This is a genomic window from Corynebacterium glutamicum ATCC 13032, from assembly GCF_000011325.1.
Taxonomy (GTDB): domain Bacteria; phylum Actinomycetota; class Actinomycetes; order Mycobacteriales; family Mycobacteriaceae; genus Corynebacterium; species Corynebacterium glutamicum.
The window spans coordinates 2115432-2141126 of the sequence record NC_003450.3 but is presented as its reverse complement, the minus strand read 5'-3'; the positions used below and the strand labels follow the sequence as shown (position 1 = coordinate 2141126).

24 protein-coding genes are annotated in these 25695 nt (G+C 53.4%); 15 read left to right on the top strand and 9 right to left on the bottom strand.

From position 1 onward, the window contains the following. The first annotated feature begins 240 nt into the window (after positions 1–240). From rpsB to CGL_RS10055, 5 genes are all read left to right on the top strand, one after another. On the top strand, positions 241–1059 hold the full coding sequence (gene rpsB, locus CGL_RS10075) for a 30S ribosomal protein S2 (RefSeq protein ID WP_011014831.1): 819 nt from the start codon (positions 241–243) through the stop codon (positions 1057–1059). A 240-nt stretch (positions 1060–1299) separates the two neighbouring features. Further along, positions 1300–2127, top strand: coding sequence for a translation elongation factor Ts (tsf, locus tag CGL_RS10070; RefSeq protein WP_011014830.1), 828 nt, complete (start codon positions 1300–1302; stop codon positions 2125–2127). Positions 2128–2462: 335 nt separating this feature from the next. Then, the gene (gene pyrH / locus CGL_RS10065) at positions 2463–3194 is read left to right on the top strand and encodes a UMP kinase (protein ID WP_006284182.1); all 732 of its coding nucleotides are present in this window, start codon (positions 2463–2465) and stop codon (positions 3192–3194) included. 92 nt (positions 3195–3286) lie between these two features. Then, on the top strand, positions 3287–3844 hold the full coding sequence (gene frr, locus CGL_RS10060) for a ribosome recycling factor (protein WP_011014829.1): 558 nt from the start codon (positions 3287–3289) through the stop codon (positions 3842–3844). A gap of 157 nt (positions 3845–4001) precedes the next feature. Continuing rightward, positions 4002–4895, top strand: a complete 894-nt coding sequence (locus tag CGL_RS10055; RefSeq protein WP_003857552.1) for a phosphatidate cytidylyltransferase — start codon at positions 4002–4004, stop codon at positions 4893–4895. 87 nt (positions 4896–4982) lie between these two features. On the opposite strand, the gene CGL_RS10050 is transcribed toward CGL_RS10055, so the two are convergent. Next, on the bottom strand, positions 4983–5483 hold the full coding sequence (locus CGL_RS10050) for a LapA family protein (protein ID WP_011897422.1): 501 nt from the start codon (positions 5481–5483) through the stop codon (positions 4983–4985). Positions 5484–5575: 92 nt separating this feature from the next. Between CGL_RS10050 and rlmN the strand changes: the two genes are divergently transcribed. The 3 genes from rlmN (at position 5576) to CGL_RS10035 (ending at position 9305) form a co-directional block, all read left to right on the top strand. Then, entirely contained in the window at positions 5576–6676 is a 1101-nt protein-coding gene (gene rlmN, locus CGL_RS10045) for a 23S rRNA (adenine(2503)-C(2))-methyltransferase RlmN (protein WP_003861738.1), read from the top strand. A 190-nt stretch (positions 6677–6866) separates the two neighbouring features. After that, positions 6867–7724, top strand: coding sequence for an ABC transporter ATP-binding protein (locus tag CGL_RS10040; protein WP_003861735.1), 858 nt, complete (start codon positions 6867–6869; stop codon positions 7722–7724). Then, positions 7725–9305 (top strand): hypothetical protein, encoded by a 1581-nt coding sequence (locus tag CGL_RS10035; protein WP_011014826.1) that lies wholly within the window; start codon positions 7725–7727, stop codon positions 9303–9305. A 56-nt stretch (positions 9306–9361) separates the two neighbouring features. Here CGL_RS10035 and CGL_RS10030 read toward each other — a convergent pair whose 3' ends face one another. Next, positions 9362–9805 (bottom strand): DUF2631 domain-containing protein, encoded by a 444-nt coding sequence (locus CGL_RS10030; RefSeq protein ID WP_003857542.1) that lies wholly within the window; start codon positions 9803–9805, stop codon positions 9362–9364. A gap of 243 nt (positions 9806–10048) precedes the next feature. On the opposite strand from CGL_RS10030, the gene dxr reads away from it, so the two are divergent. From dxr to ispG, 3 genes are all read left to right on the top strand, one after another. Then, positions 10049–11227, top strand: a complete 1179-nt coding sequence (gene dxr / locus CGL_RS10025) for a 1-deoxy-D-xylulose-5-phosphate reductoisomerase (protein WP_011014825.1) — start codon at positions 10049–10051, stop codon at positions 11225–11227. A gap of 19 nt (positions 11228–11246) precedes the next feature. Further along, complete coding sequence (locus tag CGL_RS10020) at positions 11247–12461, top strand: M50 family metallopeptidase (protein WP_011014824.1); 1215 nt, start codon at positions 11247–11249, stop codon at positions 12459–12461. 137 nt (positions 12462–12598) lie between these two features. Beyond that, positions 12599–13780 carry a flavodoxin-dependent (E)-4-hydroxy-3-methylbut-2-enyl-diphosphate synthase gene (gene ispG, locus CGL_RS10015; RefSeq protein WP_003857537.1) on the top strand — a complete coding sequence of 394 codons (1182 nt, stop codon included), beginning with the start codon at positions 12599–12601 and terminating at the stop codon, positions 13778–13780. Between the two features lie 590 nt (positions 13781–14370). On the opposite strand, the gene CGL_RS10010 is transcribed toward ispG, so the two are convergent. Together CGL_RS10010 and CGL_RS10005 are read right to left on the bottom strand one after the other, a co-directional pair. Then, positions 14371–15063, bottom strand: coding sequence for an ABC transporter ATP-binding protein (locus tag CGL_RS10010; RefSeq protein ID WP_003857536.1), 693 nt, complete (start codon positions 15061–15063; stop codon positions 14371–14373). A gap of 15 nt (positions 15064–15078) precedes the next feature. Continuing rightward, positions 15079–16038: an ABC transporter permease gene (locus tag CGL_RS10005; protein ID WP_011014823.1), complete on the bottom strand. Its 960-nt coding sequence runs from the start codon at positions 16036–16038 to the stop codon at positions 15079–15081. 110 nt (positions 16039–16148) lie between these two features. Between CGL_RS10005 and CGL_RS10000 the strand changes: the two genes are divergently transcribed. The 4 genes from CGL_RS10000 (at position 16149) to map (ending at position 20771) form a co-directional block, all read left to right on the top strand. Then, positions 16149–17282 (top strand): sensor histidine kinase, encoded by a 1134-nt coding sequence (locus CGL_RS10000; protein WP_003857531.1) that lies wholly within the window; start codon positions 16149–16151, stop codon positions 17280–17282. After that, entirely contained in the window at positions 17279–17911 is a 633-nt protein-coding gene (locus CGL_RS09995) for a response regulator (RefSeq protein WP_011014822.1), read from the top strand. The genes CGL_RS10000 and CGL_RS09995 overlap by 4 nt, the downstream gene beginning before the upstream one ends. A 54-nt stretch (positions 17912–17965) precedes the next feature. Continuing rightward, positions 17966–19834: a penicillin-binding transpeptidase domain-containing protein gene (locus tag CGL_RS09990; protein WP_011014821.1), complete on the top strand. Its 1869-nt coding sequence runs from the start codon at positions 17966–17968 to the stop codon at positions 19832–19834. A 61-nt stretch (positions 19835–19895) separates the two neighbouring features. Further along, positions 19896–20771 carry a type I methionyl aminopeptidase gene (map, locus tag CGL_RS09985; RefSeq protein ID WP_020948601.1) on the top strand — a complete coding sequence of 292 codons (876 nt, stop codon included), beginning with the start codon at positions 19896–19898 and terminating at the stop codon, positions 20769–20771. On the opposite strand, the gene CGL_RS09980 is transcribed toward map, so the two are convergent. The 5 genes from CGL_RS09980 to CGL_RS09960 all read right to left on the bottom strand — a co-directional run bounded on the left by CGL_RS09980 (position 20768) and on the right by CGL_RS09960 (position 25366). Further along, on the bottom strand, positions 20768–21499 hold the full coding sequence (locus tag CGL_RS09980) for a hypothetical protein (RefSeq protein WP_011265857.1): 732 nt from the start codon (positions 21497–21499) through the stop codon (positions 20768–20770). The genes map and CGL_RS09980 overlap by 4 nt on opposite strands. Before the next feature lie 129 nt (positions 21500–21628). Then, positions 21629–21988, bottom strand: coding sequence for a hypothetical protein (locus CGL_RS09975; RefSeq protein WP_011014818.1), 360 nt, complete (start codon positions 21986–21988; stop codon positions 21629–21631). Positions 21989–22043: 55 nt separating this feature from the next. Next, on the bottom strand, positions 22044–22391 hold the full coding sequence (locus tag CGL_RS09970; RefSeq protein WP_011014817.1) for a hypothetical protein: 348 nt from the start codon (positions 22389–22391) through the stop codon (positions 22044–22046). 422 nt (positions 22392–22813) lie between these two features. Next, a complete protein-coding gene (gene mtr / locus CGL_RS09965; RefSeq protein WP_011014816.1) occupies positions 22814–24211 on the bottom strand; it encodes a mycothione reductase in 1398 nt (465 codons plus the stop codon). 138 nt (positions 24212–24349) lie between these two features. Beyond that, positions 24350–25366 (bottom strand): alpha/beta hydrolase, encoded by a 1017-nt coding sequence (locus tag CGL_RS09960; protein ID WP_003861718.1) that lies wholly within the window; start codon positions 25364–25366, stop codon positions 24350–24352. Positions 25367–25695: the final 329 nt, after the last annotated feature.

Here is a 25695-nt window from a genome sequence, read left to right as displayed (position 1 = left end):
TTGTCGGCAGCAGTGTGTCCGAATTGTGTTTCATCATGCCTGAAAGCATGGTGAGGGGTAATTTTAACTACTGACTACGCGCGGTGGCGTTGAATGCACATTCAACTCCGGAGCAACGAGGTCCCAAACAGCTCATTCGAGTTTTAGGGTGTTGACCTGGGAAACCACCGCTAGGGTGCAGGATAAAAACCTGCACAAATTTTCAAAACCGAAACCCTAAGACTTAGAAAGGGGCTTAACATGGCAGTCGTAACCATGCGAGAGCTTCTCGATGCTGGTGTGCACTTTGGCCACCAGACCCGCCGCTGGAACCCAAAGATGCGTCGTTTCATCTTCACCGAGCGTAACGGCATCTACATCATTGACCTTCAGCAGACCCTGACCTACATCGATCAGGCTTTCGAGTTCGTCAAGGAAACCGTTGCTCACGGTGGCACCGTTCTTTTCGTTGGTACCAAGAAGCAGGCTCAGGAAGCTGTTCAGGTTGAGGCAGACCGCGTTGGTATGCCTTACGTGAACCACCGTTGGCTCGGCGGCATGCTGACCAACTTCCAGACCGTTTCCAAGCGTCTGAACCGCATGAAGGAACTGCAGGCAATGGATGCTGCAGAAAACGGCTACGAGGGTCGCACCAAGCGCGAAGTTCTCATGCTGACCCGTGAGCGCACCAAGCTGGAGCGCGTCCTCGGTGGTATCGCAGAGATGACCCGCGTGCCTTCCGCACTGTGGATCATTGACACCAACAAGGAGCACATCGCTGTCGCTGAGGCTCACAAGCTGAACATCCCAGTTGTTGCCATCCTGGACACCAACTGTGACCCAGACGTTGTTGACTTCCCAGTTCCTGGTAACGACGACGCAATCCGCTCCACCGCACTGCTTTCCCGCGTTATCTCCACCGCTGTGGAAGAGGGTAAGAAGGCACGCGAGGAGCGTCAGCTGGCAGCTGCTAAGGATGCAGCAGGCGACGCAAAGCCTGAGGCAGAGGAAGCACCAGCAGCAGCTGAGGCTGAAGAGGCACCTGCAGCTGAGGCTGAAGAGGCACCTGCAGCTGAGTAAGCTGCCCTTAACTGCAGTTTCTGCAGTTAGCTGACCAATTTAAAGCCCCCACGACAATGGAACTTTGACTTTTAAAATTTCATCGCCGTGGGGGCTTTTTGGGCAGCCAGCCCGCCGTGTCGCAACGTAATCGACTGAATACCTGTACGATCACTTTTTAGACGGGCGGGTAGGGCTACTGTGCCCTAACCTAAGCTTGTAAAGCATTAATTATCCATACATAAGGAGGATCGCCCCGTAATGGCGAACTACACCGCTGCGGATGTTAAGAAGCTCCGCGAACTCACCGGTTCCGGCATGCTCGATTGCAAGAAGGCTCTGGAGGAGTCCGCTGGCGACTTCGACAAGGCTGTTGAGATCCTGCGCGTCAAGGGCGCAAAGGACGTCGGAAAGCGTGCAGAGCGTAACGCTACCGAAGGTCTCGTTGCAGTTTCTGGCAACACCATGGTCGAGGTCAACTCTGAGACCGACTTCGTTGCAAAGAACTCTGACTTCAAGGAATTCGCTGCAAAGGTTGCAGACGCAGCAGCAGCTGCAAAGGCTAACTCCCAGGAAGAGCTCGCAGCAGTTGACGTGGACGGACAGACCGCAGACGCAGCTCTGCAGGAGTTCTCCGCAAAGATCGGCGAGAAGCTTGAGCTTCGTCGCGCAGTAACCCTCGAGGGCGACAAGACCGCTGTTTACCTCCACCAGCGTTCCGCTGACCTGCCACCAGCAGTTGGCGTTTTGGTTGCTTTCACCGGTGAAGGTGAAGCAGCTGAGGCAGCTGCACGTCAGGCTGCAATGCAGATTGCTGCTCTGAAGGCTTCTTACCTCACCCGTGAGGACGTTCCTGCAGAGATCATCGAGAAGGAGCGCTCCATCGCTGAGCAGATCACTCGCGAAGAGGGCAAGCCAGAGCAGGCTATCCCTAAGATCGTTGAGGGTCGTTTGAATGGCTTCTACAAGGAGAACGTACTTCTTGAGCAGTCCTCGGTAGCTGACAGCAAGAAGACCGTTAAGGCTCTTCTGGACGAGGCTGGCGTTACCGTCACCTCCTTCGCTCGCTTCGAGGTCGGCCAGGCTTAAGGCCACTTGAAGGTTGTGGGTGGGTGTCTGTTGATCCCCACCTCGCCTTTTTAAGTTTTGAAAAAGACTTAAACACTTTAGAAGGTTGCCCCGCGCATCGATTCAGGTGCGTGGGGCTTCATTCTGCGTGGAGTTATTTTTCTATAACTTCTTAACCTAAACCCCTAGTCTTTCCGCATTGAATACAAGGGTCGATGTAAGATCGAATCCCAGGAATAGGGGTGCCCTGAATTTGGGTCTCAGTGGCTTCTTGGTTGCTGTGATTTTTTCAAGGCGTACCCCGTGGCCGATGTTAAAAGCGGTTGGCACAACCCCTACTGAAGGAGAACACCACTGTGACCACCTCGAGTGAACAACCCCGTACAGGATACAAGCGAGTGATGTTAAAGCTCGGAGGTGAAATGTTTGGTGGTGGCAAAGTCGGCGTCGATCCTGATGTAGTAGACAATGTTGCACGTCAGATCGCTGAAGTTGCTAAAACTGGAGCAGAGATTGCCGTTGTTATCGGTGGCGGAAACTTCTTCCGCGGAGCTGAGCTTCAGCAGCGTGGCATGGACCGCGCACGGTCCGATTACATGGGTATGCTCGGCACAGTCATGAACTGCCTCGCCTTGCAGGACTTCCTCGGTCAGCATGGCGTTGAATGCCGTGTCCAGACCGCCATCAACATGGCACAGGTCGCAGAACCATATCTGCCACTGCGCGCAGAACGCCACCTGGAAAAGGGCCGCGTTGTCATCTTCGGTGCTGGCATGGGTATGCCGTACTTTTCCACGGACACCACTGCTGCACAGCGTGCGTTGGAAATCGGCTGTGACGTCCTACTGATGGCTAAGGCTGTTGACGGTGTGTACAGCGATGATCCTCGTACCAACCCAGATGCTGAGCTCTTCACCGAAATTACTCCAAAGGAAGTAATTGAGAAGGGCCTGAAGGTTGCCGATGCAACTGCATTCAGCCTCTGCATGGACAACAAGATGCCTATCTTGGTGTTTAACCTGCTTACTGAAGGCAACATTGCTCGCGCCATCAGCGGTGAACGTATCGGTACTCTGGTCGAGTCCTGATACATTTAGTCTTATAAACAGCGTGGCTTATCTAGGTTCGATTCTAGGATCCATCAGAATCCACGCTGTTAGAAAAACACAGGAGTGAATAAATGATTGATGAAATTCTGTTCGAAGCGGAAGAGCGCATGACCGCAACGGTCGAGCACACCCGCGAAGACTTGACCACCATTCGTACCGGTCGCGCAAACCCGGCTATGTTCAACGGTGTCATGGCTGAATACTACGGCGTGCCTACTCCTATTACTCAGATGTCAGGCATCACTGTTCCAGAGCCTCGCATGCTGCTGATCAAGCCTTATGAGATGTCTTCCATGCAGGTCATTGAGAATGCTATCCGTAACTCTGACCTTGGTGTTAACCCCACCAACGATGGCCAGGTGCTGCGTGTGACCATCCCACAGCTTACTGAAGAGCGTCGTAAGGACATGGTCAAGCTTGCTAAGGGTAAGGGCGAAGACGGCAAGATTGCCATTCGTAACATCCGCCGCAAGGGCATGGACCAGCTAAAGAAGCTGCAAAAAGATGGCGACGCTGGCGAAGATGAAGTACAGGCAGCAGAAAAAGAACTAGATAAAGTCACCGCTGGTTTTGTTGCGCAGGTCGATGAAGTCGTTGCTCGCAAGGAAAAGGAACTGATGGAGGTCTAGAAGACCTTTATCGCAATGGCTTAAGAATTACGTCGTTTCAACGTCGATTGGGCGGGGAAACGACGCTTTCTTTTGCTTGCAAGAGTGTTTGGAAGAATTTTTTCGAAAATGCTGGCACCATCAACAGTGACATTGTTAGAAACTTCAAGGAGAACCCATGAATGAACCGGAGCAACATCACCGGTCCATGAGGATGCCCAAACCCAAAAATAATGCGGGTCGAGATCTCAAAGCTGCCATTGCTGTGGGGATCGGACTGGGGGTCCTGGTTCTTTTGGGGATTGTCCTAAGCCCATGGGGTTGGTACATCCTCGTTGCAGGTTTTATGGCTGCAGCAACATGGGAAGTTGGTAGCAGACTTAAAGAAGGCGGCTATCATTTGCCACTGCCGATTATGATCATCGGCGGTCAGGCAATCATCTGGCTGTCATGGCCATTTGGCACGATGGGCATTTTGGCGTCTTTTGTGGCCACTGTGTTGGTGCTGATGTATTTCCGAATTTTCTACAATGGCACGGAAAAAGAAGCCCGCAACTATTTGAGGGACACCTCTGTGGGCATCTTCGTGCTCACCTGGATTCCATTGTTCGGAAGCTTCGCTGCGATGCTGTCGCTGATGCAAAACAATTCCATCCCGGGTACATATTTCATTTTGACGTTCATGCTGTGTGTGATCGCATCGGATGTGGGCGGGTATATCGCGGGTGTGTTCTTTGGATCGCACCCAATGGCGCCGTTGGTGAGTCCGAAGAAGTCTTGGGAAGGCTTTGCCGGCTCCATTGTCTTAGGATCGGTCACTGGTGCACTCAGTGTTCACTTCCTGCTCGATCACCACTGGTGGATGGGTGTGATCTTGGGTTGTGCCCTAGTTGTGTGCGCCACGTTGGGTGACTTGGTTGAGTCGCAGTTCAAACGCGATTTGGGCATCAAGGATATGTCGAACCTTCTTCCAGGCCACGGCGGATTGATGGACCGTTTGGATGGCATGCTCCCGGCCGCGATGGTGACGTGGTTGATCCTGAGTGTGATCAGCAGCTCGTATCCGTCGTAAAGCTTGGGCCAGCTTTAAGTTCAAAAAACTTGAAAGGCGCTGAGGTGCATAACGTGTGCACCTCAGCGCCTTTTTGGCTGTCAAAGTTTAAAGGGCTTTACGGATTTTTCTTAACTGGCGACGGTACTCAAACATGCGCACGCCACCAACAAGCGCCATAATCAATGCACCGGTAATGGCTGCTAGTAGGAAACCGATTCCGGCTGGGAATTGGAAGGTCCACGCAAAAAGGTTAAGCTCTACGGTGGTTTGGTTCTGCATGATGAAGACCAACAGTAGGATTAGCAAAAGTGCGCCTACGATGAGAGCTACCCACGTGCCACCGGCAAGTGTTTGTTTTGGAGCCACAACAGGTTCGGACTTCTTTGTGTTCTGCTTCGCCTGACGCTTCGACTCAACGGCAGTTTCTGGCTCCGAGTAAGCAGGTTCTTCTTGAACTGCAGGTGTGTTTGCAGTCACCTCAGGCTCGTCGGGAATATTTTTTCCTCCAAGCGGGTTTAACTCACTGTTACCTTCGTATGCTGGGTCTAAACCGGTGGGAAGGTCGTTTGGGTTGGTCTCAAATGGATCCACAGGTCTGTTGCTCATACAGCCATTGAACTCGTAGAATCACCGTTCCGCCACCCAAATCAGCCCAATAAGTTCAACAATTACATAACATCTGAAAGAATAGGGACATTATGGCTACACCTGTACCACTGGTTTTTAACGCACCTAAGCGTGGCATGCCCCCAACCCACTTTGCGGATCTTAATGATGAGGCTCGCATTGAGGCTCTTAAAGAGCTCGGCTTGCCCAAATTCCGACTCAATCAGATCGCTCGACACTACTATGGTCGCCTCGAGGCTGACCCACTCACTATGACGGACCTGCCTGAAGGTGCTCGTCAAGAAGTCAAGGATGCTCTTTTTCCAACGTTGATGTCTCCTCTGCGCGTCGTCGAAACCGATGACGATACAACTCAGAAGACGTTATGGAAGCTCCATGATGGCACTTTGCTTGAGTCTGTTCTCATGCGCTATTCAGATCGCTCCACGCTGTGTATTTCTTCGCAGGCTGGTTGCGGCATGGCGTGCCCATTCTGTGCAACTGGTCAGGGCGGTTTGGACCGTAACCTTTCAATCGGTGAGATCGTGGATCAGGTTCGTAATGCTGCTGCAACGATGCAGTCAGAGGGCGGTCGTCTGTCCAACATTGTGTTCATGGGAATGGGCGAGCCTCTCGCTAACTACAAGCGCGTGGTGTCGGCTGTTCGTCAGATCACGCAGCCAAGCCCTGCGGGCTTCGGCATTTCCCAGCGCAGTGTGACTGTCTCCACCGTGGGCCTCGCTCCAGCTATCAGGAAGCTTGCCGACGAAGAGATGTCCGTAACTTTGGCAGTTTCCTTGCACACTCCAGACGATGAGTTGCGTGACACTCTCGTGCCAGTCAACAATCGTTGGCCTGTCGCTGAGGTACTGGACGCTGCTCGTTACTACGCAGATAAGTCTGGCCGTCGCGTCTCCATCGAGTATGCGCTCATTCGCGATGTGAATGACCAGGATTGGCGCGCAGATATGCTGGGCGAGAAGCTGCATAAGGCTTTGGGCTCCCGTGTGCACGTCAACTTGATTCCATTGAACCCAACTCCTGGTTCTAAGTGGGATGCTGCACCAAAGGCTCGTCAGGATGAGTTTGTGCGTCGTGTGATCGCCAAGGGTGTTCCATGCACTGTGCGTGATACCAAGGGACAAGAAATCGCTGCGGCTTGTGGACAGCTTGCTGCGGAGGAATCTGCTTAAGCCCTCAAAGCTCAAAAGCCCGTTGTTTTTGCAAAAATGCGAAAACAACGGGCTTTTGTCGTTGGTGAGGTGCTCCTGAACATCTGTGCTTCAGCTGGTAGCGTCGCATGTATTATTGGTGCTTTTCACTAATAGCAATGCACTAACGCACATAGCCGCCGACACGTGAATCGAAAGAAGTTCATCTCCGATGACTGATCCTGAAAACTCGCAAGGAACCCCACAGATTTGTCCGACTGATCCGACTACGCAAGCATTAGCAGTTCGGGGCTTAACCAAGTCCTATGGTGATGCAACAGTAGTGAACAATATCAATCTGGACATCCCCAAAGGAGCCATTTACGGCATCGTTGGACCTAATGGTGCAGGTAAAACCACCATGCTGTCCATGGCAACGGGTTTACTGAGGCCGAATAAAGGCACCGCGTGGATTTCGGGTTTCAATGTGTGGGAAGAGCCAAACGATGCAAAACGAAGCATGGGATTGTTGGCAGATGGCTTGCCCATCTTTGATCGCTTGACTGGCAAAGAACTGCTCACATATGTCGGGGCATTGCGTGAGTTGGATGAAGGCATTGTTGATCAACGTAGTGAGGAATTGCTGGAGGCCCTCGGGCTTAAAGAAGCAGCGGGCAAGAGAGTCGTCGACTATTCCGCCGGCATGACGAAGAAGATTCTTTTGGCCCAGGCCCTCATTCACAATCCGAAAGTGCTCATCCTTGATGAACCTTTGGAAGCGGTTGATCCGGTGTCTGGTCGTTTGATTCAGCAGATTTTGAAGAACTTTGCGCAAACGGGTGGAACCGTCGTTTTGAGTTCGCATGTCATGGAATTGGTTGAGGGGTTGTGCGATCACGTTGCCATCATCAACAGGGGAGTGGTGGAGATTGCCGGACATGTGGATGAGGTTCGTCGGGGCAGATCTTTGACGGATGTCTTCGTTGATGCGGTTGGAGGCGCTGCTCTTCAAGAGGGGTCACTATCTTGGTTGGGTGCGTCCGAAGGCCATAGCGAAGGCCAAAATCAGAACGAGGATCGGGCTGAGTAAATGACTAAAACACTTCTGAAACTACAGCTGACGTTGTGGGGAAGAACTATTAAAGGAAATAAAGCGGCAATAGTGATGATGTCGCTGATATCTTTTTACGCCTTGATGGGTTTGTTTGGTTTCGGCATCTTTTTGGCTCTTGGGCTTGGGCAAGACCACATGGGCATCCTTGCTGGTGTTGTCTCGGTCGGCATGGTGGCTTATTGCATTGCTGCGTTTATGTGGCCGTCAGGTGAGGGGCAGCTGGATCCGACTGCATTTTCCACCATGCCGCTATCGGCGAAGCAATTATTGCCTGGATTCGCTATCGGTACGCTCCTGCAGTCACGGGGGATTATTGCGGTGATTTGTACGGTGGCGACATCCATTATTGCTGCGGTGTTTTTACCTGTTGGTTCGTGGCCGATGATCGTGTTCATGATGGCGGTATCGCTGGTTACTACGTTGCTTTTGGGTGAGTTGCTTGGGGCGTTGACCTCGGGTTCTTCTTCTAGGGTGAGTAATGATCGCCGTACAGTTCTTACTTCCGTTGTCTTCATGGTGTTTGTTGTTGGCTATAACATGCTGATTGGCGCGGATGGAATGAGTCGAATCGATGCCATTGGGGCTTATACAAAGTGGACACCATTTGGGGCGGGTGCAGGTGCTATTGAGGCTTTTGCTGTTGGTTTGTGGGGTGAGGCAGGCCTGTTAACATTGCTGGCTTTTGTTTATGTTGCTGCTGGTTTCTGGTTATGGTCACAGCTGATTAATCGCGCGCTCACTGCGCCGCTGGACCAAGGTGGGCAAGGGCAAAGCGCTAAAGACAGCGCCGGTGAAGGCAAGAAGGTTCTCTTTCTGCCAGGTATTCCTTGGTCAGTTGGAGGTGCCATTTTCTCGAGGTCGCTGCGTTATATGTTCAGGGACTCCAGGTTGTTGGGATCAATGATTGTGTTCCCGCTTCTTGGCGTGCTGTTTATTTTCCAGAGCTTCACCGTTGAGTTTTTCATGATCTATGTTGGGTTGATCATGATGGCAGTGTTCGCAGGATCCGTTGCTACCAATGATTTTGGCTATGACGGCCCTTCGTTGTGGCTAAATATCGTTGCTGGTGTCAAAGCCCGAACGTTGTTGATGCCCAGGCACTGGGCATCAATGCTGCCGGGAAGTGTGTCAATTGTGGTGTTTATGATCATCACCATTGTGCTCGCGGAGAATAAGACCACCGCTGTGCTGATCTGTTTTATTGGCCTGGGGATCTTTATCTCCAGTGCGGCTGTAGCGTTGTTGGTCACCACATTTAATCCGTATCCGACTTCTAAGCCAGGCACGAGTCCTTGGGGCGATCGAAGTGGCTATTCCGGTGCTGCGTTCGTGGGAGCATTTGCCGCACTGTTACTGGGATGGATCCCGACGATTCCTACTATCGCATTGGGTATCTTTGGTCTGGTTACCGATCAGATGTGGATGATCATCCTCGCGGAGGTGCTGGCCATTATTCTCCCAGTAGCTGTGTACATCGGCGTTGCTAAGGTGTGTATTCGCAAGGTGGAGAAGGATCTTCCGGAGATCTTCGACAAGGTGAAAACTCACGTGAAATAGAAAAATGCGGGTGCTTCGAGAAAATCTCGAAGCACCCGCATTTTCTTTTTAAAAAACTAGTTGTCTAGTTCTTTCGCAGAATCTGCAGCACGCAGGTGAGCGACACGGCTTGGCTCGATGTTGACGGAGCGAAGCTGGGAGTCAGTGAGGTTACCCCAGGTGCCGGTGAGGGTTGCCTGGTCGTAGGTCCAGTCTGGCTCGACGTGGCCGACAGGCTTGTTGCGGGAAGTGATGGTGCGAACCTGGGAGAGCTTTGGCTCGAACAGGTGGATCAGCAGGCCGATGACCAGAAGGGCGGTGATGACGAGAAGCCAGATGGTTTCAACGTGGCCCTTGTGGTTACCGAAGTTGTATCCAAGCATGAACAGAACGGAAATCCAGCCAGCGAGTTGGATGGTGTTGCGCTTGAGACCGTGCCATCCCCATGCAGCCGAAGGCTCATCAAGGGTGGATACACCGCGGTAGATCTCAGGCTCAATCGTGTGGGAGGAACCAGCCACGTTTTACTCCTTTATTCGCAAGTTGCAGTGGTACGCCTTCGCGCCCGCTGCAACAAGCACCTACAGAACTTGGTTTAACTCTCACTATGTTCTCATATTTTGCGCGGTCAAGCGAAAAAACCAGTGGTGTTGTGAGGTTTCCAACTGCGCTTTCGCAGTCATCATGCAGGCATAACCTGAAACCCATCCGTTTGGATTGCCCCAAATGGGTGTAGTGGGTGCGTTTACCCAACAAGTGCAAGAATGGGAGTCGTGACTAAAAAGATCCTTATTTTGGGAAGCACTGGTTCGATTGGAACTCAGGCGCTGGACGTTATTGCTGATAATTCAGACAAGTTTGAGGTGGTGGGTATCGCTGCGGGCGGTTCTCAGCCAGACCTCGTTATTTCGCAGGCGCAGCAGTTGGGGCTGGCTGCAGACAAGGTTGCGGTTGCTGATGCACAGGCTGCCGCAGTAATTTCGAAGGCTCTCGGCGGCGAGATCATCTCTGGAACCGATGCTGCGAAGATTCTGGTGGAAACCACAAAGGCCGACACTGTGCTTAATGCTCTGGTTGGTTCTTTGGGGCTTGCGGCAACGCTGGCCACTCTGGAATCTGGTGCGCATCTTGCCTTGGCTAACAAAGAATCGCTGGTTGCCGGTGGTGAGTTTGTTACCTCAAAGGCAAAGCTGGGGCAGATCATTCCGGTCGATTCGGAGCACTCTGCCATGGCGCAGTGTTTGCGTTCGGGTACTCGTGATGAGGTTGCGCGGATTGTGCTGACAGCTTCGGGCGGACCTTTCAGGGGCTGGACCAGGGAGAAGATGTGGGAGGTGACTCCCGAGCAGGCAGCAGCGCACCCAACGTGGGCGATGGGGCAGATGAACACGTTGAACTCCGCCACCCTTATTAATAAAGGCCTCGAACTCATCGAGGCGACCCTGCTGTTTGAAACGGATGCGGATCTCATTGATGTGACGGTGCATCCGCAGTCGATCATCCACTCCATGATCACGTTTACGGATGGTGCGACCATCGCGCAGGCGTCGCCACCATCGATGAAACTGCCGATCGCGTTGGCGCTTGATTGGCCACATCGGGTGCCGAAGGCTCAGCCGGCGCTGGATTTCACCGCTGCTCATACCTGGGCTTTTGAGCCGGTGGATGATGCCGCATTCCCTGCGGTGCAGCTGGCTAGGCACGTCGCAAAGCAAAAAGGCACGTACCCCGCGGTGTATAACGCCGCCAACGAGGAGGCGGCTGAGGCGTTTTTGCGCGGGCGAATCAAGTTTCCGCAGATCGTGGACGTGGTGGACGAGGTCCTCCAAGGAGCTTCTCAGTTTGCTGGTGTAGCATCACACGTCGATGATATTTTGGCAACCGAATCTGAGGCACGCGCGCGTGCGAATGCTTTGATCAACCGGTTGGCAACCAACTTGTAAGCTAAGGAGCTTCCGCCTCGTGGCAGCCTATCTTCTTGGTGTCGTATTATTTTTCCTCGGCATCGCAGTAACCATCGCGCTTCACGAGTGGGGGCACTTCATCACAGCGCGCATTTTCGGAATGAAAGTGCGGCGTTTCTTCATCGGTTTCGGCCCGACGGTGTTTGCCAAAAGACGCGGCGAAACCGTGTACGGCCTTAAAGCGATTCCGGTCGGCGGTTTTTGTGACATCGCGGGGATGACTGCCCAAGATGAACTTGATCCGGAAGACCTGCCGCGCGCCATGTATCTAAAGCCCTGGTGGCAGCGCATAATTGTGCTTTCCGGCGGCGTGATCATGAATCTGATCGTCGGCTTTTTGGTGCTTTACGGCGTGGCGGTGAGCTCCGGAATCCCGAATCCGGATGTGGATACCACCGCGACAGTCGACACCGTTCAGTGCGTGCCGGAAACCCAAATTTCCGCAACTGAACTGTCCTCCTGCGTAGGTTCAGGCCCAGCGGGCGACGCCGGCATTGAGCACGGCGATAAGATTTTGGCCGTCAACGGCCAAGAGATGGCAAGCTTCACCGCCATCCGCGATGCGATCCTCGAGCTCCCAGGCGAAACGGCAACGCTGACGATTGAACGGGAGGGAACGCTTTTCGACGTCGACCTCCAGGTTGCCTCTGTCACCCGTCTCGCCTCTGACGGTTCAGAAATTACCGTCGGCGCGGTGGGCATGTCGAGCCTTCCACCGACCGATGTGTACAAAAAATACGGCCCAATCGAGGGTGTGGGAGCAACTGCACGTTTCACCGGCGACATGATCAGCGCCACGTGGGATGGCCTCAAAGCCTTCCCGGCGAAAATCCCAGGGGTCGTCGCATCCATCTTCGGTGCAGAACGAGATGTAGAAAGCCCCATGAGTGTGGTGGGCGCGTCACGCATCGGCGGCGAATTTGTCGAACGTTCCATGTGGGACATGTTCATGATGATGCTGGCCAGCCTGAACTTCTTCCTCGCGCTGTTTAACCTCGTGCCGCTGCCACCACTTGATGGCGGACACATTGCCGTGGTGATCTATGAAAAAATCCGCGACTTCTTCCGCAAACTGCGCGGAAAACCAGCGGGCGGCCCAGCGGATTACACCAAACTAATGCCCGTCACCGTAGCTGTCGCAGCCTTGCTGATGACAGTGGGAGGCCTGGTCATTGTCGCCGATGTGGTCAATCCCATCCGACTCTTTGGCTAACGATACGGAATTGAACTGCCGGCACCGATGTTAAAAGAGGTGACGGTGATACAATTTTGCCATAACTGACTTAACCCAGAACGTTGTCCGGAAGCACACAGACCTTTGTGCGGCTTCCTTTTCTAGGAGCATGTAACTTGTCTACCCCAATCGGCCTTGGCCTTCCTCCGACCCCACCTCCAGTGTTGGCGCCACGTCGTAAAACACGCCAACTCATGGTCGGCAAAGTGGGCGTTGGTTCGGATCACCCGATTTCCGTCCAGTCGATGACCACCACCAAAACCCACGACATCAACGGCACCCTGCAACAGATCGCACAGTTGACAGCCACCGGTTGTGACATCGTCCGCGTTGCCTGCCCAAAGACTGTTGATGCGGAAGCACTGCCGATCATCGCAAAGAAGTCTCCGATCCCAGTGATCGCAGATATCCACTTCCAGCCCAAGTACATCTTCGCGGCAATCGATGCAGGTTGCGCCGCCGTTCGTGTGAACCCAGGCAACATCAAGGAATTCGATGGTCGCGTTAAAGAAGTAGCAAAAGCTGCAGGCGATGCCGGAATTCCAATTCGTATTGGTGTCAACGGCGGATCCCTGGATAAGCGCATCCTGGACAAATACCACGGCAAAGCCACCCCAGAAGCTCTCGTGGAATCCGCAATGTGGGAAGCCGGCCTGTTTGAAGAGCACGGCTTCGGCGACATCGCAATCTCTGTGAAGCACTCCGACCCAGTACTCATGGTGGAGGCCTACCGCCAGCTCGCTGAACAAAGCGACTACCCACTGCACCTCGGTGTTACTGAAGCTGGTCCCAAGTTCATGGGAACAATCAAGTCTTCCGTAGCATTCGGCGCTCTGCTGTCCCAGGGCATCGGCGACACTATCCGTGTGTCTCTTTCTGCTGACCCAGTGGAAGAAATCAAGGTTGGCGACCAGATTCTGCAGTCCCTCAACCTGCGCCCACGCAAGCTGGAAATCGTGTCCTGCCCATCATGTGGCCGCGCACAGGTCGATGTGTACTCACTTGCTGAAGAAGTCACCGAAGCACTCGACGGCATGGAAGTTCCACTGCGCGTCGCTGTCATGGGTTGCGTTGTTAACGGCCCAGGTGAGGCTCGCGACGCTGACCTCGGTGTTGCATCCGGTAACGGCAAGGGCCAGATCTTTGTCAAGGGCGAAGTCATCAAGACTGTCCCAGAATCCCAGATCGTGGAAACCCTCATCGAAGAAGCAATGCGTATCGCAGAGGAAATGGACCCAGAAGTCCTCGCTGCAGCAAGTGCTTCCGGTATGAAGGCTGAAGTGAAGGTAACCAAGTAAGTTTTGGTTAATTAAGGCACCCGACTGGTTTGGTTAGTCGGGTGCTTTTTTGATGGGTAAATTCCGTAAACTAAACCAGATGACTGGTGGGGAACGTGAGTATTAAACCAAGAGGCGCCTTTTTCGAGGCGTCTTTGGTCTGCAATGACACTTTGTCGGTCGGGAAATGTGTATTGGAGACCAAAAGCTAGGACTGCGGAGGCGGTTTTGGCCTATTTCGACAGTTCCCCCCTGAAGCGGCAGAGGGAAACCAAACCAGGTGACCAAGAAAAGTTCCCGAGGGAATTCTTGGTCACCTGGTTTGGTTTTGGCTGAGCAATACCGTCCTATATGGCCGAAAATCGATCGGCGGAAGTTTTTCGGTCACCTGGTTTGGTCTGTGGCGGGACTTCAGAAAAACTGCACCGGAGCCTGGAAAAAGTGACCGCTCAGAATCGCCTCTGAGCGACTCAAACGGTCGGAACCATACTTTGACCCATTCAGATTTTCGACCTCTTAAATGGCGGATTAGGACTCATCAAGAAAAACACCAGACAGGAGTGCCCACGGATCTAAAAAATGAGATCCGCGGGCACACCAGTTTAGTTTGGCTACAGGGTGTGGGGTGTGAGGAGGTGACCGTCGACAAGTTCGATGCTGCGGTCAAGGGTGTTGACTGCATCCATGTCGTGGCTGACAAACAGTGTGGGGGCGTTGTATTGGTGGGCCATCGAGACGATTAGTTCGGTGACTTCGCTGGCGGAATGTTGATCGAGGGCGGCGGTGGGTTCATCGACAAGCAGGAGCTTGGGGGAGTTCATCAGCGCGCGGGCCAAGTTGACGCGGGCTTGTTGTCCACCGGATAGTTCGCTGACCTTGCGTTTTGCTAAGTCGCCGAGTCCGATGGAGTTCAGAAGTGAAAGGGCTTTGTCTTTGTGTTGGGTGCGTGCGCTGCGGCTGGGCGGGAGGATCCTGCCGAGCCGGGGAATGAGCAGCAGTTGGTCGAGGACAGTCAACGAGGGGAGCAGGTTTGGCTGTTGGAAGACAATTCCTAGGTGGTTGCGTCGTAAAGCAGCTCGGTTTTGGGGGTTGAGCAGGTCGATGTCGCCGAGCGTCGCGGTGCCGGAATCGGCGCTTTGGAGGCAGCCGAGGACGGCGAGTAGGGTGGATTTTCCGGAGCCGGATGGGCCGGTGATACCGACGACTTCGCCTGGTTGGACATCAAAAGTGATGTTGTTGAGCAGGGTGCGTGAGGTGGATCCGTCGGCGACGGTCAGATTGAGATTTGAAACGTGGAGAGTCATGTGAGGTTCCTTTTCTTATGCGTTCATGAGTGCGGAGCGTGGTTCGACGCGAAGGATGGGGCCGAGTGAAATGGCGGCACCGATGAGTCCTGCTGCGGCGAGGATAAGTGCGGGGAAGAGCGTGGTGGAGGAGGAGATGACCACGGGCATTGCGTCTCCCATGCCGAATGCGGAGATGACTGTGATCAATGTGCCTGCGGTGATGCCGATTCCTAAGACGATGATGGCTTGGCCGAGAGCGTCGGCGATAAGTACTCGGCGGGCTGCTCCCAAAGCACTAGAGATGGCGATGCCGCGGAGGCGTTGGATGGTCCAGACGGTGAAGAATGCGCCGAGCACGAGTGCGGAGATGACATACAGCATGACGATCATGAGGTTGAGTGACATCTGTTCGCCCTGGTAGGAGGCGGATGCGTTCCACCGTTCGGATCCAGAGAGCGCAACGGTGTCGGAGGGGAGCGCAACGTCAGAGGCGAATGCGCCTGCTGGTCCTGTCACGCCTCGGACTTGCGCGAGTGAGGCTAAATCGGAGGTGTTCATCAATACCACGGGCAGGTGATCGAGGTACAGATCGTTGGAAGAATCCACTACATCATGCGCAGTAGCGAGTTCCGAATCAGCGAGTTCGGCAGGAAGGGATACTTCACCAGGCGCAAGGTCAGGGGAGTTGAGGAGCATGGTGGGGGTGTCTGCTACTCGGTCGCGGACCTGCCACAGCATCTGTGCGCCTTCGTCTTCGAGTTGGGCAACTGCTTGATCAGAAAGCGTGGACGCGGAAAGCGTGGTGGATCCGGAATCGGCGAGGATAAGTTCATTATCACCCGCTAGGTATTTCAGTGCGGATACTGATTGGTGGCCAAGCCCGGCGGTGAGGGCAGAGAGGAAAGTAACCAGCACGGCGATCAGCCCGACGGTGACGGTGATCAGCAGCGTGCGGCCTTTTGCTGCGGTGAGTTCTTTTAGTCCTTGAAACATGATTACTAGTTTCGTTGCGCGGGGGCATTTTTTAATCGGGCTCTGGTCGATTCTTGCAGTACGACCAAAGTCGGATTCGCGTTCATACTTAGTTGATCTATCGTGGTGGCGTGAAAACTAGCCAAGCGACCATCGCCCGAATTGAGAGAGTTCTCATTTGGGGATTGCATTTACTCATTGCCGTTTTGTTGGTGTTGGTGTGTTGGCGTGCCAGCCATTGGGGTGTGTGGGTGCTCGCTTTTGGCTATGGCGTGGTTTATGTGGCGGGTGTGGTCCCGAATTCGCCGTTTAAGAATCACCCTATGGCGTGGTTTCTTGTGCTGAGTTTGTTGTGGGCGAGCCTGATTTGGGATGGACCGGAGCCTGCGTATTTGGTGTTTCCGATGTTTTTCCTCGCAGTGTTGATCACGACACCGCTGAAATCCGCGATCATCATTGCAATACTGACGGCGATCGCGGTGGTTACGTTGGCTATGCACCTGGGGTTTTCTGTTGGCGTTGTCACCGGTCCGATCCTTGGCGCGTTGGTGGCGTGGGTAATGGGTACGTGTTTTCAGTTATTGGCACAAGCCTTAAAGGAGCTTGTCGACGCACGTGCGTCGGCGATCCGGGCGTCGAAAAGCGCTGGCGAGCAGGCAGAACGAGCCCGCATAGCGGGCGAAATACATGACACTGTGGCGCAGGGGTTGTCCTCGATTCAGATGTTGTTGCATGCGGCGGAAAAACGGGTGGATGATCCGCAGGCGTTAAGCCATATACGGTTGGCCAGGCAAACGACAGCTGATAATTTGGCGGAGACCAGGCAGATCATTGCTGCGCTGCAACCGACTCCACTCATTGGGGCGGATCTGCCGGTGGCGTTGGCCAGACTGTCGTCGACCACCCCGATGGGACAGAACATCACGTTTGAAGTCGACGGATCCCCACGGGTATTACCTGATGCGATGGAGGCAGAGATCGTACGAATTGCCCAAACGCTGCTGGGAAATGTGGTGCGGCATGCACAGGCAGATTCTGCAAAAATGACCCTGACATATCAAGATGATCAAATACTTCTAGATGTCATCGATAATGGGCAGGGATTTGATGTGGCAGAAGTGATCCGTAAAAAATCCATTGGACTGCCCACAGCGCAACGCCGGGCTGAAGGGCTGGGCGGAACAATAATTATTGAATCTACAATCGGATCGGGAACTGGAATTTCCGCCCGTTTTCCCTATCCACAAAAGGACCAAGATAAGTGATCCGTATTCTGTTGGCTGATGATCATCCCGTTGTTCGCGCAGGCCTTGCCTCCTTGCTGGTGAGTGAAGATGATTTTGAGATAGTGGACATGGTGGGCACCCCAGATGATGCCGTTGCGCGCGCCGCGGAAGGCGGGGTGGATGTGGTGTTGATGGATCTGCGTTTTGGTGATCAACCAGGCATCGAGGTCGCCGGCGGGGTAGAGGCAACGCGTCGCATCCGTGCGCTGGACAACCCGCCACAGGTACTGGTGGTGACCAACTACTCCACAGACGGCGATGTGGTGGGCGCAGTATCTGCTGGTGCCGTGGGGTATTTGCTCAAAGATAGCTCCCCAGAAGATCTCATTGCCGGTGTTCGCGATGCCGCGCGGGGAGAATCAGTGCTTTCAAAGCAGGTCGCCAGCAAGATCATGGGGCGGATGAACAACCCCATGACTGCTCTCAGTGCCAGAGAAATTGAAGTGCTGTCCTTGGTGGCGCAAGGGCAAAGCAATAGAGAAATCGGCAAGAAACTTTTCCTCACTGAGGCCACGGTGAAAAGTCACATGGGGCATGTGTTCAACAAGCTGGATGTCACCTCTAGAACAGCTGCGGTAGCTGAAGCCAGACAGCGCGGAATTATCTAGACGCACACGTGTTGGTAACCGATCACACCAGCGCACGCTGCTAATCTTCACTCCATGAACAAGGTGCAGCGCAGGTCACTGATGGCGTTGTGCATGACGGTGGCATTTGCTGGAGGAAGCCTGACCGCGTGCACACCTCGTCCTGATACCGCAGACCCCATCGCAGAGGAATTCCTTCAAGCTTGGGCATCGCAAGATTTCGACACTATTGCGGACATCACCGACCAAGCTGACCTTGCCACAGAAATGCTCAGCACCAGTTTCGATGGTCTGCAAGCAGACAGCGTTGAACTGACTTTGGATTCCGTGGATTCCCGGGACACCATCGCCACCGCCAATTTCTCCGTGGTGTGGAAGCTTCCCCGAGACAGAGAAGTTTCCTACGACTCATCGATGACGCTGACCAAGATGCGCAACGAATGGACAGTGCGTTGGGAACCTTCCCTCGTGCACCCCAAACTGGGCGCCAACCAGCACCTGGAATTGCGCGCCATTGAAGCGCAGCGAGCCAACGTAATTTCCTCCGATGGAGCTCCGGTTCTCGCGCCGGGAAGTATCTACCGAGTTTTGGTTGATCCCAGCGCAGGGGATGCCGATGTGGTGGTCAAGAGGGTGGCAGATTATTTGAATGAAGCCCATGCGACTGATGAGAATGTGAACACCCTTGATGTCGAAGACATTATGAGCAATCTTGGCGATTCCACCTATTCACTCACCACAGTTGATGCCAATTTGGGTGCCCGCATGGAACAGGATCTAGCGGGGATTCCGGGGCTGACGTTCAATGAGGAAGCATCCATGGTAGCCACCGACCCAGGTTTTGCTCCGGATATTGTGTCTCGCGTTGCGCGCATTGTGGAAGATGAATTAGAAGGATCCAATGGTTGGCGCGCCTCCATTGTCACTTCCAATGGTGCGGTGATTGATGATATCGCCTACGACGCCCCAGAGCTTGCCCCCAGCGTGAGGATCAGCCTGGATCACAACGTTCAACGAGCAGCGGAAGAAGCCGTAGACCTGCGCGCTGAGATGAAAGCCATGATGGTGGTCATGAGGCCATCCACTGGTGAAATCCTCGCAGTGGCCCAAACAGATGAAGCTGACAAAGACGGCGATGTTGCGCTGATGGGACAATACCCACCGGGATCGACATTCAAGATCATCACTGCAGCCGCGGGGTTGGCGCATGAAGGATTAACTCCAGACAGCATTGTGCCATGCCCTGGCACCATGAATATCTACGGCCGAATTGTCACCAACTACAACAGCTTCTCCTTGGGCAACACCTCATTGGATGATGCTTTTGCCAATTCATGCAACACCACTTTCGCGGATATTTCCACCAACTTGGAGCCAGGCCAACTGAAAAATGTGGCTAAGCAGTTTGGCCTCGGAATTGATTATCAAATCCCAGGCCTTGACACCATGACGGGATCGGTGCCTGAAGGTGACATCGTGTTGGACCGTACCGAATCTGGTTACGGCCAGGGTCTTGACCTAGCAAGTCCCTTTGGCATGGCGTTGGTCGCCTCCACTGCAGCCACCGGTTCAGTTCCCACGCCAACGCTGATTTCTGGACATGAAACTGTTGCCAGTGAAGAAGTTCTGGCGCTTGATCCAGAAGTCCTTGCCAATGTGCAGCGGATGATGAAATCCGTGGTCAATGACGGTACCGCTCGTGGCATGCGCCAAACCGGTGGCCAGATCTACGCAAAGACAGGTGAAGCCGAAATCAACGAAGGCTCCCATGCGTGGTTCACCGGCTACCGCGAAGATGACATCGCTTTTGCCACCCTCGTGGTGTTGGGCGGAGGCTCCGAAGCGGCTGCCGCTGTGACAGATCAGTTCTTTGTGAAACTCGATGAGCTTCGCGCAGGGGGAGAAGTTGCAGTCAGTGAAGCTGAAGAGCAGCCAGTCGGCTAAAAAATAGCCTCCATCCAACCCGCTTTACCTGTCATCGCTTCAGGCGACTAGCATGGTGACCATGTCTAAAATGCGCGCACCACTTGTACCCGGAATTCCTACCCCAATCAGGGAAGTACCTGCACATATTGAACGTCCAGAATATGTGTGGAAGGACGAAGTCCAAGAAGCAATCGGTGAGCCTTTTGTGCAGGCCCCTGAGGTCATCGAGAAGATGCGTGAGACATCTCGCATCGCTGCAAACTCACTGAAAATCGCGGGCGAAGCCGTCAAGCCAGGCGTGACCACTGATGAACTTGATCGCATTGTGCATGAGTACACCTGCGATATGGGCGCATACCCTTCAGATCTTGGTTACCGGGGATTCACCAAGTCCTCATGCATTTCCCTCAATGAGATCGTGTGCCACGGTATTCCTGATTCCACCGTCATTGAAGAGGGCGATATTGTTAACATCGATGTCACCGCGTTCAAGCACGGCGTCCACGGCGACTGCAATGCCACCTTCTTAGCGGGTGATGTTTCTGAAGAACACCGCCTGCTGGTTGAGCGCACCGAAGAAGCCATGATGCGTTCCATCCGTGCAGCAAAGCCTGGACGTGAAATCAACGTCATTGGGCGTGTCATTGAGTCTTACGCCAAGCGTTTTGGCTACAACGTGGTCCGCGATTTCACCGGACACGGCATCGGCCCAACTTTCCACAACGGCCTTGTGGTGCTGCACTACGACAACACTCAGTACCGCGATCTGCTCGTGCCAGGCATGACCTTGACCATCGAGCCAATGATCAACCTTGGTTCCCTCGACTACGAGATCTGGGAAGATGATTGGACTGTCCAAAACGTTGACCGTAAGTTCAGCGCGCAGTTCGAGCACACCATTGTCATCACCGAAGACGGCAATGAGATCCTCACCCTCCCAGACGATTCCGTCTAAAAACGCCTAGGCCACAAGCCTGCGACCGTCGCAAGAACCCCGGCAATCATAAAACCCCATGCGACCGTCGTGGGCTGCAGCCACAGCAAACCCGGCGCCACCACCATGCTCACCATAAAAAGCATGAGCGCCCCAAGCACCAGGGCCGCCAGCGCGACCAGCCATGCAGCCACTTGACGTGGACGCTTTACGACGCATCCCCACACTGGGTATACACATCCCATCAGTGAAAACACCGCTGCAACAGCAATGAGGAACCGTTCAAAACCGGTGCCTGCCCCCAATGAAAACCATCCCGCAGCACCTGCACCAGCCGTAGCCATAAACGCTGGCGCAATCCATTTGGCTGGTAGCTGGCCAAGCCCTCCGATATAACAGGCCAATGCCGCAGACGGCATGAGATAATACGAGGTCACCAGGCCTAACGTGGCAAGTTTTGCCGAGGCCCCAAACTTTGCAACTGCCACTACGATACCGATCAGCAAAATGACGATTCCACCAAGCGCAGACAGCCATTGAAAAATGCGAAGCCCTCCGCGATGGCGTAACGCGGCAACGCCTGATGCTGCTCCAAGTGCCACCCCTCCAGCGGTCAGCACAGAATACAGAGCGCTTCCTGGAATGAGTGCAGCAGCGAACACTGACAGTGCTACGGCAACTGCGGTAGCAATACTGGCAGTTGCCGTCCGAATATGGGGTGTAGCTGGGGGAGTAAGAAAACCGGACACGTGTTTTAAGTTGATCGCTTTCGCAAACTAAAGATATGGAAGTTGACGTACCTTCCTAGTCTACGCAATCAAAAAAGGCATTAACCACATGTGATTAATGCCTTTAGCAATTTGACAGGAAATTGCAGATTACTTAATGAGGCCGTTGTACTTCAGGAAGTTAACAACAGGGAAGACAACAAGACCAAGAACGGAGGTAATGGTCAAAGCGTCAAATACCTTGCCCCAGGTCTCCAACCAACGTGGAACTTCTTCTCCGGAGTCATCGCGGGAAGAACCAAAGCCGTCGATTCCGTAGCCCTCTTGGTCGCCTTCGTACTCTTCGTTGTAGTCGTTCCAGGAAGAGCCTGAGGAACCGGAAGGAGAAGTGGTCTCGGTCTCTGCTGCAGGAGGAGTTTCGTCTTCCTGAGCGGTAGCAGCGGTAACGCCACCCAAGGTGATTGCAGCTGCAGAAACTAGTGCAATTGCAGTGTTGCGGAATTTACGCATGATGAAAAGCCTTTCAGTAAAGCTAAGCTATAGATGAAGATAGAGGTTAGGCGATTTAGCCCTTGATAACACCGGTGTAAACCAAGTAGTTGTAAGCGGGGAATACGATGACACCGAGAAGGGAAGCAATGCCACCCAAGACGGTTAGATCGTACATGTTCTTAGCCCACGCTGGGGTGTTTTCGTTATCGCGCTCGTGCTCTTCACCAAAGATGTCTTCACCTGTGACGGGCTGGTCTGCATCCCAGTCCTCACCTACGGCCGCTGCGCCACCGGAAGAAAGTGCTGAGAAGCCGGATGAGAGGTTTTGATCAGATTCTTCCGCAGTTGCCACGGTGGCGGAACCTACGGAAAGTGCAACTGCAGTAAGGCCTGCAACTGCCGCGGTACGGAAAGAACGCATGAGAATAGTCCTTCGGAAATAGTCGGGTTTCCACCCCCTAGTTGAAGGGGACGGAGGAATTATTAAATTTCCAGCGACTACGAACCAACGTCGTTTTTTCAGATGACTGCTAGCAAGTAGTGCATTCAATGATCTTGACCTTTAGCAGCCGGGCTCAAGTGAATTAGAGCTAGGCGACAGCAAGTCTTGATCAATGAATTTAGATTCCCTAAACTTTTATCGAGGTAATCTAATGCCCAAAAGTCTATATGTATTTCCTTTGTATGCAATGGAAAGGGGTAGTCTTAGGGGGTAACACTGACCTGCGAAAATGCAACTTTCCTTGAATTGATCTTGGAAACAACTTATTCTCCACCTTTATTAACGCAGTTAACTTGACGTGGAAATTTTTCGATACTCAAAACTTACGGCTGCGTAAGCTTCTAAAACTCTAGCCCCAGAAGAGCGTTTTCGATGACTTCTGGAAGAGCAGGGTGAATCCAGTACTGCTTGGTTGCAGCTTCTCGTGCATCGATTCCAAATGCCATGACAGTGATCAGTTGCTGGATCAGTGTTGAGGCTTGAGCACCAATGATGTGCGCGCCGACCAACTTGCCGGTGTCCTTATCGGCAATGAGCTTAACGAATCCATCCTTATCTTCCATGGCCCAGCCATAAGCCACATCAGAGTAGTTCTGGATCTTCACAGTGATGTCGAGGCCAGCTTCACGCGCCTCCTGCTCAGTCATGCCGACCTGCGAGATCTGAGGGTTGGTGAAAACAGCTGATGGCACGAAATCATGTGGCATCTTCTGCAGGTCATTAGGGTTGGCAAGGTTGTGCTTGATTGCTCGCATTTCCGCATTGGCTACGTGCTTGAGCTTGTAAGGGGAGGAGACATCGCCAAGCGCCCACACGCCTTCAACACTGGTGCGACCGAATTCATCAACCTTGATGGAACGACCGTTCATCTCGATGCCTGCGGCGTCCAAGTTCATTTGGTTGCCGTTAGGGGTGCGACCAGTGGCAACGAGCAAAATATCTGCCTCGATGTCGTCGCCGGTGTCGGTGGAGATCTTCACGCCGCCGTCGGCCTTGTTGTGTACTGCGGTGACCGCAGTGCTGAGGCGGACGTCGAAACGCTTTTTGGAAAGCTCGAGGATTTTCGCGGAGATGTCTGCATCTGCCTCGCGCAGCAGCACGTCAGAGCGGTTGAGGATGGTGACCTTGGTGCCAAGCGCTTCAAAAACGTGAGCAAATTCCAAAGCGATGAAACCGCCACCAACAATCACCAAAGATTCAGGCTGCTGTGCCAGGCGCATGATGTCTTCGTTGGTGTAGTAGCGTGCGCCGGACTCTGCAATAGCTTCAGGGATGTAAGGGCGGGAGCCGGTTGCGATTACAATGTCAGTACCGCTGATCAGCTGTTCTTGGCCGGCAATACCAGTGGAGATTGTCTTGGAATCAACAAACGATGCGTGCATGTCATACACATCGATGTTTGGAGTTTCGGGGCCACGTCGATAAGCCTCGCCGCCTTGCGCGATGAGGTCGATGCGCTTGTCGAAAACGCGGCTGACGATGGAAGGCCAATCCACGCTGTTGACCGTCGCATCGATACCCAGGCGAGCAGACTCCTGAATTTCTTGAGCGATATCCGCAGCGTAAACGTACATCTTGGTAGGGATGCAGCCCACATTGAGGCAAGTTCCGCCGAAAGCACCCTTTTCCACGATGGCAATTGATTTATCATCAAACTCTGGTCCAGGAATGGAGTTTCCAGAGCCGGTACCAATGATGATGAGGTCATAATGCTTAATGGAAGCTGGCTGCTCAGACATAAGATGTGCTCCTAATTTAGAAATCGGATGTGGGCTGGACTGGGAAGGCAACTAACTGGTGCTTTGTCGTCCACGTATCTCAACGCATATGACTATAAAAAGCTTCCCAAGTACCAGTTCAGTCTATAATTCGCGGTGTTATTGAGATGGTTTGAGGCTGGAAAGCTTCGATTGCAGCCAGTTGTTGAGTACTTCAGAGGCGTGATCTCTGGCGGGTTTCCTTGAGAGGAAAATATCGTGGCGAGCGTTGTCGATGATCTCAACATCAACCCTGGACGATGGCGAGCTCAAATGAGGAGCCCACTTTTGAATGTGTTTCACATCCAAAACCGCGTCTGAAGTGTTGGTGTCCTCTGTGTATTCAGACTTCAACCAGGACTTATTTGAACACAGCGTGAGCACGTCCACTCCGACATTCACGTGGTCGTGATGGATTTCTGCTTGGCCAGCCATGACTGCCCGAAGCCATCCGATGCTCTTTTTATGTCCTTCTACAGGCTTGATGGTGGTGTCAAAGTCCCATTCGCCGTAAAAGTTCTTATGGATCGATTTTCCGTATGCTCCCAAACCTCCGCCTGGGATGATGGTTGTGGGGGAGCGTTTGCCCAACACCCTCACCATAGGGGTGATCAGCTTGATGAACAGTGGTGGATACATCATGTCCAGCCACGGACTGTTGAGGACCAGCGCTGGAATCTTCTCAATGGCAGCTGGATTGCTTGTGCGCATCTGGGACATCCACAGAGGAACGATGAGTCCACCAGTGGAATGGGCGACGGGGACTAGCTCAGGGTGGGTGGAAGAGATGACCTCGGCAGCAGCTGTTAAGTCAGGGAAGTAATGGGCAAGATCAGAGGTGTAGTGCCACTGCTGTCCTGGACGGTAGGAGCGTCCACATTTTCTAAGATCAATGCCGTACACAGCAAAACCGGCATTGTGGAAAAACTCCGCGAATTCAGTGTGGAAGAAGTAGTCCGTCATGCCGTGAACCCACAGCAACGCTGGGCGGGCAGCAAAAGACTCGTCCGCGTGATTGTCTGGGTTGTAGCGCACAACCGTTGTCACAACATCTGTTTCATTATCCGGGTCGTCGCCGAGCTCGATGGTGAGGTTTTGGTAGCCCTCTCCCAGGAAGTCTGGTTTCCACTGCTGCATCTGATTCATACGTATAACGATAGGTCGATTGTTGGTGTGGTGTGCGCGAGTCGACTGAAATGTTCACGTGGTGAAACTTCCGCGATACTACTCATGTTTGCGAATTGCACATTTACTAACTTTGCAAATTGGGGGAGGGGGTAGCGCGGGGGAGGAATTCGCATGAGAAAGGGGAATATCCCGTGCTTGTTTATTCAGCTCGAGGTGGCAGGCGTACACTCTATATTCACGGACAATGTGTACCCACGCTTTCTTGTAAGAAACAAGAAGGGTAACGCCCCACGCGTCAGTCAAAAATATGGCCAACACTTGCATTCGGGTGCTGGCGA